At 71.0% G+C, this 12,954-nt stretch carries 9 protein-coding genes; all 9 read left to right on the forward strand.

Annotated elements, in window-relative coordinates:
- Nucleotides 1-214: 214 nt before the first annotated feature.
- The 9 genes from FB391_RS13430 to FB391_RS13470 all read left to right on the forward strand — a co-directional run bounded on the left by FB391_RS13430 (nt 215) and on the right by FB391_RS13470 (nt 12,936).
- On the forward strand, nt 215-1,309 hold the full coding sequence (locus FB391_RS13430) for a Gfo/Idh/MocA family protein (RefSeq protein ID WP_141895088.1): 1,095 nt from the start codon (nt 215-217) through the stop codon (nt 1,307-1,309).
- Nucleotides 1,306-2,277 carry a family 43 glycosylhydrolase gene (locus FB391_RS13435; RefSeq protein ID WP_141895090.1) on the forward strand — a complete coding sequence of 324 codons (972 nt, stop codon included), beginning with the start codon at nt 1,306-1,308 and terminating at the stop codon, nt 2,275-2,277. The genes FB391_RS13430 and FB391_RS13435 overlap by 4 nt, the downstream gene beginning before the upstream one ends.
- 249 nt (nt 2,278-2,526) lie before the next feature.
- Nucleotides 2,527-3,831, forward strand: coding sequence for an ABC transporter substrate-binding protein (locus FB391_RS13440; protein WP_141895092.1), 1,305 nt, complete (start codon nt 2,527-2,529; stop codon nt 3,829-3,831).
- A gap of 89 nt (nt 3,832-3,920) precedes the next feature.
- Nucleotides 3,921-4,916 (forward strand): carbohydrate ABC transporter permease, encoded by a 996-nt coding sequence (locus FB391_RS13445; RefSeq protein WP_141895094.1) that lies wholly within the window; start codon nt 3,921-3,923, stop codon nt 4,914-4,916.
- A gap of 26 nt (nt 4,917-4,942) precedes the next feature.
- Nucleotides 4,943-5,842 (forward strand): carbohydrate ABC transporter permease, encoded by a 900-nt coding sequence (locus FB391_RS13450; protein ID WP_425462958.1) that lies wholly within the window; start codon nt 4,943-4,945, stop codon nt 5,840-5,842.
- Nucleotides 5,843-5,849: 7 nt separating this feature from the next.
- Nucleotides 5,850-6,497 carry a DUF624 domain-containing protein gene (locus FB391_RS13455; protein ID WP_141895098.1) on the forward strand — a complete coding sequence of 216 codons (648 nt, stop codon included), beginning with the start codon at nt 5,850-5,852 and terminating at the stop codon, nt 6,495-6,497.
- Nucleotides 6,498-6,553: 56 nt separating this feature from the next.
- Nucleotides 6,554-8,638, forward strand: coding sequence for a beta-galactosidase (locus tag FB391_RS13460; RefSeq protein ID WP_141895100.1), 2,085 nt, complete (start codon nt 6,554-6,556; stop codon nt 8,636-8,638).
- Between the two features lie 33 nt (nt 8,639-8,671).
- On the forward strand, nt 8,672-9,961 hold the full coding sequence (locus tag FB391_RS13465) for an ABC transporter substrate-binding protein (RefSeq protein ID WP_141895103.1): 1,290 nt from the start codon (nt 8,672-8,674) through the stop codon (nt 9,959-9,961).
- A gap of 71 nt (nt 9,962-10,032) precedes the next feature.
- Entirely contained in the window at nt 10,033-12,936 is a 2,904-nt protein-coding gene (locus tag FB391_RS13470) for a glycoside hydrolase family 2 TIM barrel-domain containing protein (protein ID WP_246093510.1), read from the forward strand.
- The last annotated feature ends 18 nt before the right edge of the window (nt 12,937-12,954 follow it).

Here is a 12,954-nt window from a genome sequence, read left to right on the forward strand (position 1 = left end):
CCGCCGGCATCCCCTCCCCCCTCCTTCCGCGAGGGGCCATCTGCCGGACGAAAGTGCGGCCTACGCCCGACCCCTCGTCCACCAGGCGGCCCCTCGCGGAGTGAGGAGCGCGGGGTGGGATAGCGCTTTCCGTCGCCAGCGCCTACCCTGGGAGAAGTGGATGCCGGGCGCCCGGCATCCACTCTCCACACCCCGACCCGCACAGGGAGCACCCGTGACCGACACCCTCCGCTGCGCCATCGTCGGCACCGGCGCGATCGCCCGGCTGCACGCGGAGGCGGTCGCCGCGTACCCGCACGCCGAGCTCGTGGCGGCGACCGACCTGTCGCGCGCCTCCGCCGACGCGTTCGCCGAACGCCATGGCGTGCCCGCCGTCTACGACGACCTCGACGCCCTGCTGGCCGCCGAGCACCCCGACGTCGTGCTCATCTGCACTCCGCCCGGCGCACATCCCGTCCAGACGCTGGCCGCCTTCGCCGCCGGCGCCCATGTCATCGTCGAGAAGCCGCCGGCGCCGTCGCTGGACGAGCTGCAGCAGATGACCGAGGCCGCCGCGGCGGCGGGGCGCGAGCTCGCCGTCGTGTTCCAGCAGCGCACCGGCACCGCCGCGGCGCACGTCAAGCACCTGCTCGACGCGGGGGCGCTCGGGCGGCCGCTCGTCGCCCAGTGCCAGACCCTCTGGTACCGCGGCGCGGACTACTTCGCCGTGCCGTGGCGCGGCAAGTGGGAGACCGAGGGCGGCGGCACGACCCTCGGGCACGCGATCCACCAGATCGACCTGCTGGCATACCTGCTCGGCGACTGGACGCGCGTCGAGGGACGCCTCTGGCGCCTCGACCGCGAGACCCAGACCGAGGACGTGTCGACCGCCACGATCGTGTTCGAGGGCGGGGTCGTGGCGCAGATGGTGTCGAGCACGCTGTCGCCGCGCGAGGTCAGCACCGTGCGCATCGACACCGAGAAGGCCACCATCACCGTCGACCACCTGTACGGGCACGGCCACAAGAACTGGCGGATCACGCCCGCGGCGCACGTCGATCCGGCCGAGGCCGCGTCGTGGGCGCTGCCCGAGACCGAGGAGCCCAGCGGGCACGAGCCGCTGCTGCGAGAGGTGTTCGACGCGCTGCGCAGCGGATCGCCGCTGCCGCCGGTGGCGGACTCCCCCGCCCGGTCGATCGGGATCGTCGCGGCGGTCTACGCCTCGGCCGACGCCGACGGCGCGGTCGTCACACCGGCCGACCTCGCGGTGCACCCGACGCACCGCACGAGCTTCGCGAGCACCGTCATCGACCTGCGACCCGGCCGATGAGCCCGGTCGCCACGGGCATCGACCCGGACGCCCCGGCGCCGCGCGAGCTCTACCGCGACCCCGTGTACGACGGCGCCACCGACCCCACGGTCGTGGAATCGCCGGACGGGTGGTTCCTCTTCTACACGCAGCGCCGGGCGACCCATCCCGACCCCGGTCCGGGCGTCGCGTGGGTTCACGGCTCGCGCATCGGCGTCGCGCGCAGCGACGACGGCCTGCGGTGGACCTACGCCGGCACGCTCGAACCGGAGACCGGCGGCCTCATGCTGCGGCCCGGCCCGCCTCCCGCGGAGGTGGATGAGACCCACTGGGCGCCCGAGGTGATCCACGACGGCATCCGGTGGCGCATGTACCTCACCGAGATCGACGGCGTGCCGACGCAGTGGCCGGGCCATCAGCGACGCATCGTCGAGTACGCGTCGGACGACCTGCGCACCTGGACGCGGCGCGGACCGCTGACGCTCGCGAGCGACCGCGTGATCGACGCCGCCGTGGCACGCTGCCCCGACGGACGCTGGCGGGTCTGGTACAAGGACGAGGCGGCCGACTCGACGACCGCCGTCGCCGTCTCGGACGACCTCGACACCTGGCACGCGGAGGGCACGGCGATCGGCGGGCGCCCGCACGAGGGTCCGTTCGCGTTCGAGCTCGGCGGTCACTGGTGGCTGCTCACCGACGAGTGGCGCGGCATGGCCGTTCACCGCAGCAGCGACGCCGTCTCGTGGCAGCGCCAGGGAGGGACGGATGCCGTCATCCTCGGCGAGGGCGGCGACCCCGCCGGCGGCATCCAGATCGGACGCCACGGGTCGGTCGTCGTGACCGGCGACGAGGCGCGGCTGTACTACTTCACGCACCCGTGGTGGGACGGCAGCGAGCTCGCCGACGCCGACGAGCGCACCCACCGCCGCAGCGCCGTCCATGTCGCACGCCTGCACGTGGTGGACGGCGAACTCACCGCGCAGCGCTGAGGACCCCGTCCTCCGCCCTCACGACCTGCGGCAGACTGGGACCGGGCACAGTCGTGCCGGCATCCCGTTACTGAATCGTTCTAATTTCTCATGCTCACATCTTGCGAAACGTTTTTGGACGGGGTACCGTTGCGGGCAAGCGCTTTCCAGCATCGCTGACCCGCACCGAGGGATGCGCCCACCCCGCACACACAGACAACGGAACGTCTGCGCGGATAGACGGACACAGACGTTCAAGAGAGGACAAGGATGTTCAGCAAGAAGCGTGCATTCACCGCCGCCGCGGTCGCGGCAGGCGCCGCGCTGGTTCTGGCCGGCTGCGCCGGAGGCAGCGGTGGCGACAGCCCCGACGCGAACCCCACCCTGGACCCCGACGAGAAGGTCACCCTGAACATGTCGTTCTGGGGCAACGACGTCCGTGCCGACCTGTACAACCAGGTCATCGACGCGTTCGAGGAGCAGTACCCGAACATCACGGTCAACACCTCGTTCCTGGACTTCCCCTCGTACTGGGAGAAGCGCCAGACCGAGGCTGCCGGCGGCGGCCTGCCCGACGTCATGCAGTTCGACTACTCGTACCTGCGCCAGTACTCCGAGAACGGGCTGCTGCTCGACCTCAACCCGTACCTCGGCAACATCATCGAGACCGACCCGCTGCCCGAGAACATCCTCAGCATCGGCGTCGTGAACGACCAGACGACGGCGATCCCGACCTCGACCAACGCGTGGGGCCTGTTCTCCAACCCGAAGCTCCTCGAGAGCGTCGGCGTGGAGGACTTCGCCGGCGGCAGCTGGGAGGACTACACCGACTGGATGAGCGAGGTCACCGATGCCGGTGCCGGCTCCATCTACGGCGGCACGGACTTCACCGGGCGCATCCAGAACTTCGAGGTCCAGCAGCGCGCGAAGGGCGAGGACCTGTTCACCGAGGACGGCGAGCCGAACTTCACCGAGAAGGACCTCAAGGCGTTCTGGGAGCAGGGCGACGCGATCCGCGACGGCATCGGCATCCCCCAGCAGACGCTGGAAGAGATCAAGCCGCTCTCGGGCTTCGACGCCGGCAAGACGGCGTCCGAGCTGACGTGGGACAACTTCGGCGCCGGATACCTGGCGAACCTCGGCGAGGGCTACACCGAGCTGAACCTCACCGCCCCGCCGGTCACCAAGGAAGGCGCGAAGGACCTCTACCTGAAGCCCTCGATGCTCGAGGCCGTCTCGGCCAAGACCAAGCACCCCGAGGCTGCCGCGACGCTGGTGAACTTCCTCATCAACTCGCCCGAGTCCGGTGAGATCTTCGGCACCAACCGCGGCCTCCCGGCCTCCGAGACGGCGCTGGAGGCAGCGAACCTCGACCCGATCGCCCAGCAGATCAAGGACTACGAGGCCTCGATCACGGACCGCCTGGGCGACGCCCCGCCCGTCCCGATCAACGGCTACGGCACGCTCGAGCAGAAGTTCCTCGAGATCGGCCAGGAGCTCGGCTACGGCACCCTCACGATCGATGACGCCGTCTCGCAGTTCTTCTCCGAGATGGACCAGGTCGTCAACCAGTGACACCCTTGCCGCGGGGCCGGTACGCACCGGCCCCGCGGCACCCGACCCACCCGAACTGACGCAGCCGTCAGTCACAGAAAGGAGCCGAGGTGAGCACGACAGCGACGAGAGTCATCGTCACCGATCGCCCCGCCAAGCGCTCGTTGCGGCGCACCGTCCGCCCCGAGAACACCTTCCAGCGTCCCGGGCAGCGTTCGCGCTCGCGTCGCGAGACCGTGGCGGGCTACGCGTTCCTCAGCCCGTGGCTGATCGGCTTCTTCGGCCTGACCGCCATCCCGATGGTGTACTCGCTGTACCTGTCGTTCACGCGGTACAACATCTTCCAGCCGCCGAAGTGGATCGGGCTGGACAACTACATCCGGATGTTCACCGATGACCCGGTGTTCATCCAGTCGGCGCAGATCACGCTCGTGTACGTGTTCATCGGCACCCCGATCACGATGGCCGCGGCCCTCGCCGTGGCGATGCTGCTGAACTTCCGCGACCAGGGCGCCGGCTTCTTCCGCTCGGCGTTCTACGCGCCCTCGCTCATCGGCGGTTCGGTGTCGGTCGCCATCGTGTGGCGCGCCATGTTCTCGACCGACGGGCCGGTCGACAACTCGCTGTCGTTCTTCGGCATCGACATCGGCGGCTGGATCGGCAACCCGGCGATGATCCTGCCGATGATGATCCTCCTGCACGTGTGGCAGTTCGGCTCGACCATGGTCATCTTCCTCGCCGGCCTCAAGCAGATCCCCAAGGAGCTGTACGAGGCGGCCGAGATGGACGGGGCGGGCGCCTGGCGGCGCTTCCGTGCCGTCACGATCCCGATGCTCTCGCCGGTGATCTTCTTCAACCTGCTGCTGGGCCTCATCGGCGCCTTCCAGGTGTTCACCTCGGCGTACATCATCTCCAACGGCACCGGCGGCCCCGCGGGCATGACCAACTTCATCACGGTCTACCTCTACAAGCGCGGCTTCTCCGACGGGCAGATGGGCTATGCGGCCGCGATCGCGTGGGTCCTCCTCATCGTGGTCGCCATCATCGCCTTCATCCTTTTCCGCACCCAGAAATCGTGGGTTCACTACGCAGGAGACGACCGATGACCTCCGCATCCTTCACCGACGGCACGATGGAGACCATCGAGCAGGAGATGATGCCGGCGACGCCGTCCGCGCCCCGGCGCCGCGTGAAGCGCAAGACGTGGCAGACGGTCATCTGGCTGGTCGTCCTGCTCGCCATCACGGCGGTCGTGCTCTATCCGCTCGTGTGGCTGTTCCTGTCGACGTTCAAGCCGAACTCCGAGTTCGGGCAGAACACCGGCCTGCTGCCCGAGAACTGGTACTTCGGCAACTACGCCAAGGTGATGGAGGGCATCGCCGGCGTGCCGATGTGGCGGTTCTTCCTGAACTCGCTGATCCTGTCGGTGGCCGCCGTCGTCGGCACGCTGCTGTCGTCGGCCCTCGCCGCGTACGCGTTCGCCCGGGTGCAGTTCAAGGGCCTCGGGATCTTCTTCGCCGCGATGATCGGCACGCTGCTGCTGCCGTTCCACGTCGTGATCATCCCGCAGTACATCATCTTCAACCAGCTCGGCTGGGTCGACACGTACATCCCGCTGATCCTGCCCAAGTTCCTCGCCACCGGCGCGTTCTTCGTGTTCCTGCTGGTCCAGTTCATGCGGCAGATGCCGCGCGACATGGACGAGGCCGCGCGCATCGACGGTGCCGGCCACTTCCGGATCTTCTGGTCGATCATCCTGCCGCTGATCAAGCCCGCGCTGATCACGTGCGCGATCTTCGCGTTCATCTGGGAGTGGAACGACTTCCTCGGACCCCTGCTGTACCTCACGAGCCCCGAGAACTACCCGCTGCCGATCGCGCTGCGCCTGTACAACGACGCGTCCTCGGGCGGTGCCGACTACGGCGCCACCGTCACGGCGTCCTTCGTCGCCCTCGTCCCGGTGCTGCTGTTCTTCATCGTGTTCCAGCGGTTCCTCGTCGACGGCGTCGCCACGCAGGGCCTGAAGGGCTGAGGCAGCCATGGACCGCCGTCACCTGCGCGCCGCACGCCGAGCCGACGCCTCGGGAAGCGGGCCGACGCTCGAAGAGCGTGAGCCCGCCCGCTACCCGGGCGCGAAGGGCGCGTTCGCGCTGTTCGGCGAGGTGCTGCTGACCGGTCTGCTGATCACCGTCGGCGGTCTGCTGGTCCTGACGCTGCCGGCGGCGCTGGCCGCCGGCATCCGTCACCTGCGCCGGTACGTGAACGCCGAGCAGTCTCACACGCGCGCGTTCTGGGCCGACTGGCGCAAGGCGCTGCCGGGCGGACTGGTCGTCGGCGTCGCGGCCGTGGTCATCGCGGTCGTGCTGGCGCTCGACATCGTGCTCGCCGGCAGCGGCGCACTGCCCGGCGGGCCGATCATCGGGATCGTCGGCTGGGCGGGGCTCGCCGTCGGCGCCGTGGCGCTGCTGGCAGCGGCCGGCGCGTGGACGCCGGAGGCCGGCTGGCGTCCGGCGGTCCGCGGCATCCCGTCGGTCATCGCGGGCGATCCGCTGGGCGCCGTGTACTTCGCGGTCGCGGCCGTGCTCACGGGCGTCGTCACGTGGATGCTGGCGCCGCTCATCATCGCCGGCCTCGGCTGCTCGGCGCTCGCGGTCGTCGCCATCCCGGCTCGCCGCACCCGCCGCTGACGCGGCATCCCTCCCCCGTTCTCCGCCTTCCGAATCCATCGAAGGAGCTGCTCGACGTGCTGTACGGCGCCGATTACAACCCCGACCAGTGGCCCGAGGAGGTGTGGGACGAGGACGTCCGCCTCATGCAGGAGGCCGGCGTCAACATCGTGAGCCTCGGCATCTTCGCGTGGTCGCGCATCCAGCCCGCCGAGGACACGTGGGACTTCGAGTGGCTCGACACGGTGATCGGCAAGCTGCACGCGGGCGGCATCGCGGTGAACCTCGCGACGGCGACCGCGTCTCCGCCGCCGTGGGTGAGCGCGACGTATCCCGAGACGCTGCCGGCCGACGAGTCGGGCGCATCGTACTGGCCGGGCAGCCGCCAGCACTTCGCGCCGTCCTCGCCGACCTACCGGCGCCTGGCCGGCGAGCTGGTGCGGCGCCTGGCCGAGCGCTACGCCCACCATCCCGCCGTGGTGATGTGGCACGTCGGGAACGAGTTCGGCTGCCACCTGTGGATGGACTTCTCCGACGCCGCCCGCGACGCGTACCGCGGGTGGCTGGAGGGTCGCTATGCGACGATCGACGCCCTCAACGACGCGTGGGGCACGAGCTTCTGGTCGCAGCGCTACGGCGCGTTCGACGAGATCTTCCCGCCGCGCCTCGCCCCCTACAGCCACAACCCGTCGTCGATGCTCGACTGGCGCCGCTTCACGAGCGACATGCTGCTGGAGTGCTACCTCATGGAGCGGGCGATCCTGCTCGAGGCCGGCGCCTCGCAGCCGATCACGACGAACTTCATGGGGCCGTTCAAGCCCGCGGACTACCGCCGGTGGGCGCCGTTCATGGACGTGATCGCCGACGACTGCTACCCCGATCCGGCGAACCCGCACCGGGTGAGGGATGCCGCGTTCCAGCGCGACCTCATCCGCTCACTGAAGCCGGACACGCCGTGGCTGCTGTGGGAGCAGGCCACCGATGCGGTCAACTGGCGTCCCGCGAACCCCGGCAAGCGCCCCGGGGCGCTCATGGCCGAGACGGCGCAGTCCGTGGCGCGCGGCGCCGACGGGATCATGTTCTTCCAGTGGCGGCAGTCGCGCGCCGGCAGCGAGAAGTTCCACTCCGCGATGCTTCCCCACGCCGGCACAGAGACCCGCACGTGGGACGCCGTCACCGAGCTGGGCGCGCGCCTGAAGGCGCTGCCGGCCCTCCCCGCGCCCGGGCGGGACGCGCACGTCGGGCTCGTGTTCGACTGGGAGAACTGGTGGGCGGTCGAAGAGCGCGACCACCCCACCGAGATCGACTACCTCGCCCTCGTGCTGGACTGGTACGGCGCGTTCCACGAGCGGGGCATCCAGGTCGACGTCATCGCCCCCGAAGAGGCGGGCCTCGGCTACGACGTCGTCGTGGCGCCCACGCTGTACCTGCTGCGCGACGAGGGCGCCACGGCGCTCACCGCGTTCGTCCGGGGCGGCGGCACGCTGCTCACCGGGCCTTTCACCGACATCGTCGACGGACACGACCAGTTCCGCGACGGCGGGTTCCTCACCCAGCTCGCAGACGTGCTCGGGCTGCGGTTCGAGGACTTCGGCGCGCTGGCCGGGACGTCCGCCGGCGCCAGCGGAGTCGGCGCGCTCAACGGACAGGCCGTGCAGGCCGCCCGGGCCGCCGCGGCGGCCGGCACGGCGGAGTTCGCCCTCGACGGCGTCGCCCACCTCGGCCGCCTGGTCGCCGAGTCCGTGCACGCGACCAGCGCGACCGTCGTCTCGGCGTTTCGCACCGGCGCGCGAGCCGGGTCCCCCGCGCTCACGCGCCACGCCTTCGGCGACGGAGAGGCCTGGTACGTCGCGACGCAGCCCGCAGGCACCGGACTCGGTGCCGTCGTCGACGCGGTGGTGGCGGCATCCGGCGTCCGCCCGGTGGTCGCAGGGCTGCCCGCCGGCGTCGAGGCCGCGCGCCGCGGCGACCTCGTCACGCTCATCAACCACGGCGACGCCCGCGTCGAGATCGCGATCGACGGGACGGATGCCGAGACCGGCGTCGACACAGCGCTCGTCGTCCTCGAACCCCAGGGCGTCGCGTTCGTGATGTCGCCCGAACGGGCCGAGGCATCGGCCGCCCCCGCCGACGCGACGCGCCGCACGGCCGTCGCCCCCTGAACTCTTCCCCCACCACCGAGACCGGAGACATCCATGCCGTCACGCCGCACCCTGCTCGCCGTCAGCGCCCTGACCGCGAGCGCCGCCCTCGTCCTCGCCGGCTGCGCCGGCTCGGGCGACGCCGCCGACACCGGGAAGCCCTTCGACCCCGACGAGAAGGTCACCATCGACTTCGCGTTCTGGGGGAATGACGACCGCGCCTCGCGGTACAACGACCTCATCGCGGCGTTCAACGAGGAGTACCCGAACATCACGGTGAACCCGTCGTTCAGCGATTACCCGAGCTTCTGGGAGAAGCGCCAGACCGAGGCGGCCGGCGGCAACCTGCCCGACGTGTTCCAGTTCTCCGACAGCTACCTGCGCCAGTACGCCCAGTCCAGCAACCTGCTCGACCTCGACACGGTGTCGGACTACATCGACACCACGACCTTCGAGGACTCGCTCCTGGGCACCGGCGCGCTCGACGGCGTGCAGTACTCGCTCCCGACCGGCTACAGCCTGTGGGCGAACTTCGTCAACGACGATCTGCTGGCTGCCTCCGGCATCGACGCCCCCGAGGGCGGCACGAGCGCCGCCGACTTCGACGACTGGATGGCGTCGGTCACCGACGCGACCGGAGGCAACCCCTACGGCGGCACCGACTACACGCAGCGCATCCAGAGCTTCGAGCTCGTGCTGCGCGCGAACGGCGAGAACCTGTACACCGGCGACGGCGAGCTCGGCTTCACCGAGGACGAGCTGCGCGACTTCTGGGAGTCCGGCGACGGCATCCGCGACGGCGTCGTGATCCCCCAGCAGAAGCTCGAGGAGCTCTCGCCCAAGTCCGGGTTCGGCGCCGGCGCCACCGCGAGCGAGATGAGCTGGAGCAACTTCCTCGGCGGCTACCTCGCCGACTCCGGCGCCTCGTCGATCTCGATGATCGCGCCGCCGATCGCCAAGAAGGGCGCCAAGGACCTCTACCGCCAGGCGGGCCTGCAGGTCGCGATCTCGGCGAACACCGAGCACCCCGAGGCGTCCGCGCTGTTCCTGGACTTCGTCGTCAACAGCGCCGAAGCCGGCGAGATCTTCGGCACCACGCTCGGCTATCCGGCGTCGTCGTCGAAGCTCGCGGGCACCACGCTCGAGGGCGTCGACAAGCAGGTCGCCGACTACATCGACTCGCAGGCCGACCGCATCGGCGACGCGCCGCCCGTCCCCGTCGCCGGGTACGGCTCGCTCGAGCAGAAGTTCTGGGACCTCGGCAAGGAGCTGGGACTCGGTACGCTCACCGTGGACGACGCTGTGTCGCAGTTCTTCTCCGAAGCCGACAGCGTGCTCGGCTGAGGTTCTCCCATGGATGCCGCCGCATGGACACGTGCGGCGGCATCCATTCTCCGATTCGACGAGGAATCCCCGTGGACATCGCCACCCCCGCGCCCGGAACGGGCGCCGTCGCCCCTCGCGCCCGGCTCCGCTCGGACGCCCCGCAGCAGTCGCTCGACGGGCGCTGGCGGTTCCGCGTCTCACCGTCGCTGCGCAGCGCGCCGGCGCACTGGCGCACCGAGGACGCCGAGGGCTGGGGCGAGGTCGAGGTGCCGGGCCACTGGAACCTGCAGGGGTACGGATCGCCCGCCTACTCGAACGTGCAGATGCCGTTCCCGCTCGATCCGCCGTACCCGCCGGACGCGAACCCGATCGGCGACCACCGGTTCGAGTTCGTGCCGTCCGACGGCGTGCTCGCCCACCGTCGCCGACTGCTGCGGTTCGACGGCATCGAGTCCGCCGCCGAGGTCTGGCTCAACGACACGCTGCTGGGCACGACGCGCGGCAGCCGGCTGACGCACGAGTTCGACGTCTCGGCGGTGCTCACGGCGGGTGTGAACCGCCTCGCGGTGCGGGTCGCCCAGTTCAGCGACGCCACCTACGTCGAGAACCAGGACATGTGGTGGCTCCCTGGGGTGTTCCGCAGCGTCACGCTGCTCGCGCGCCCTGACGGCGGGATCGACGACGTCTTCGTGCGCGCCGACTACGACCCGGCGACCGGCGCCGGTCTGCTCGAGGCGGCTGTCGAGGTCGACGGCGACCGTCCCGCCCGCATCGTGATCCCCGAGCTCGGCGTCGATGCCGCCGCCGGCACCGCGCTGCGCCTCGACGGCATCGAGCCGTGGAGCGCCGAGCGCCCACGCCTGTACGACGTCGAGGTGCGCACCGCCGCCGAGACCGTACGTCTGCGCGTCGGCTTCCGTCGCGTCGAGGTCGTCGATGCGCAGCTGCTCGTCAACGGCGCGCCGATCATGTTCCGCGGCGTCAACCGCCACGAGCACCACCCCGAGCGCGGGCGCGTCTTCGACGCCGAGGTCGTCCGCGAAGAGCTGCTGCTCATGAAGCGCCACCACATCAACGCGATCCGCACGTCGCACTACCCGCCCCACCCCGACGTCCTCGACCTGTTCGACGAGCTCGGCTTCTGGGTCATCCTGGAGTGCGACCTCGAGGCGCACGGCTTCGACCGCGTCGGATGGCGCGGCGTGCCCAGCGACGAACCGGCCTGGCGCGAGGCGTATCTCGACCGCATGCGACGCACCGTCCACCGCGACAAGAACCACGCCGCCGTCATCCTGTGGTCGCTCGGCAACGAGTCGTACCGCGGCGCGAACCTCGAGGCGATGGCCCGCTGGACCAAGCAGTTCGACCCGACGCGCCTCGTGCACTACGAGGGCGACCCCGCGAGCCGCTACGTCGACGTGTACTCGCTCATGTACGCGCCGCACGACCGGATCCGCGAGCTCGGCGAGGAGCGCCTTCAGCCCGCGCCCGTCCGGGCGACGGCCGACGAGCTGCACCGCCTGTCGCTGCCGGTGATCCAGTGCGAATTCGCCCACGCGATGGGAACCGGCCCCGGCGGCATGCAGGAGTACTGGGACCTGTTCGAGCAGTATCCGCGGCTCGCCGGCGGCTTCGTGTGGGAGTGGATCGAACACGGCATCGTCGCTCCCGACGACGGCACGGGCCGCCGCCGCATGCTGTACGGGGGCGACTTCGGCGAAGCCGTGCACGACGGCAACTTCGTCATGGACGGCCTCGTCGACGCCGACCGCCGCCCGCGCCCGGGCCTCATCCACTACGCGGCCGTCATCGCGCCCGTCGTGGTGACCGTGGCCGCCGACCGCCGTCGCGTCACCATCTCCAACCGTTACGACACGCTCAGCCTCGGCCACGTCGCGCTGTCGTGGGAGCGCGTCGTCGACGGCGAGCGGGTGGATGCCGGCATCCTCACCCTCCCGTCGTGCCCGGCCCGCTCCACGGTCGACGTGGAGCTGCCCGAGTCCGCTCGCGCACCGCGCCCGCACGCCGTAGCGGACGTCGTCACCGTGACCGCGGCCACCGCCGGCGACAGCCCCTGGGCGACGGCCGGACACGAGGTCGGCAGCGGGCAGGATGTCGTGCGCCGCGCGCGCCCGGCCGCCGCGCCGGCCGACGCGACGGCATCCGATCGCGGCGTCGGACCGCTCGAACTCGACCCGGCCACCGGACGCGTGACCGCGCTCGGCGGACTCGCGCTCGACGGCCCGACCGTCGACGTCTGGCGCGCCCCGACCGACAACGACCGCGACTACGGCCTCGAGGAGCTCGACCTGCCGTCGATGGCCGAGCGCTGGCACGACGCCGCGATCGACCGCATGGTGACGCGCCTCGTGGGCATCGACGCCGACGGCGGCGCCGTGCGCGTGCGCACCCGCACCGGCACCCCGATCTTCGACAGTGCGATCGACGCGACCGCGACGTGGTCGGCGCTCGAGGACGGCGCCGTGCGCCTCGACATCGCTCTCGAGCCGCACGGGGGCTGGACGGGCGAATGGGCCCGGCTCGGGCTCGACTTCGAGCTGCCCGGCGCTCCGGGCGACGTCGACCTCGTCGGCTACGGTCCTGTGCCGAGCTATCCCGACCTCCGGTCCGGCGCGCGGTTCGGGTGGTGGCGCATCCCCGCCGGCGAACTCACCGTCGGCCACGTGCGTCCGCAGGAGAGCGGGTCGCGCATCGACGTGAGCGAGGCGACGATCCGCCTGCGGGACGCCACCCTGCGCATCCGCTCGCTCACGGCGCCGTTCGCGCTCACCGTCTCGCCGCACAGCCGGCGCGCCCTCGCGGCTGCCGCGCACGACTGGGAGCTGCCCGACGAGGACCGCACCTTCGTCGCGCTCGACCTCGCGCAGGCGGGCGTCGGCACGGCGTCGTGCGGTCCGGGCGTGCTGCCCCGGCACCGCCTCTTCCCGCGCGCGGCCGAGATCTCGCTCACGTTCGAGCGCCTGCCGCTCTGACCCCTACCCGACCGACTC

The organism is Microbacterium kyungheense, assembly GCF_006783905.1.
GTDB lineage: Bacteria > Actinomycetota > Actinomycetes > Actinomycetales > Microbacteriaceae > Microbacterium > Microbacterium kyungheense.

What these genes read in the sequence shown, in the direction of transcription:
- FB391_RS13465 (WP_141895103.1), top strand. Translation starts at nt 8,672, where the DNA reads ATGCCGTCACGCCGCACCCTGCTCGCCGTCAGCGCCCTGACCGCGAGC.
- FB391_RS13455 (WP_141895098.1), top strand. Translation starts at nt 5,850, where the DNA reads ATGGACCGCCGTCACCTGCGCGCCGCACGCCGAGCCGACGCCTCGGGA.
- FB391_RS13450 (WP_425462958.1), top strand. Translation starts at nt 4,943, where the DNA reads ATGGAGACCATCGAGCAGGAGATGATGCCGGCGACGCCGTCCGCGCCC.
- FB391_RS13440 (WP_141895092.1), top strand. Translation starts at nt 2,527, where the DNA reads ATGTTCAGCAAGAAGCGTGCATTCACCGCCGCCGCGGTCGCGGCAGGC.
- FB391_RS13435 (WP_141895090.1), top strand. Translation starts at nt 1,306, where the DNA reads ATGAGCCCGGTCGCCACGGGCATCGACCCGGACGCCCCGGCGCCGCGC.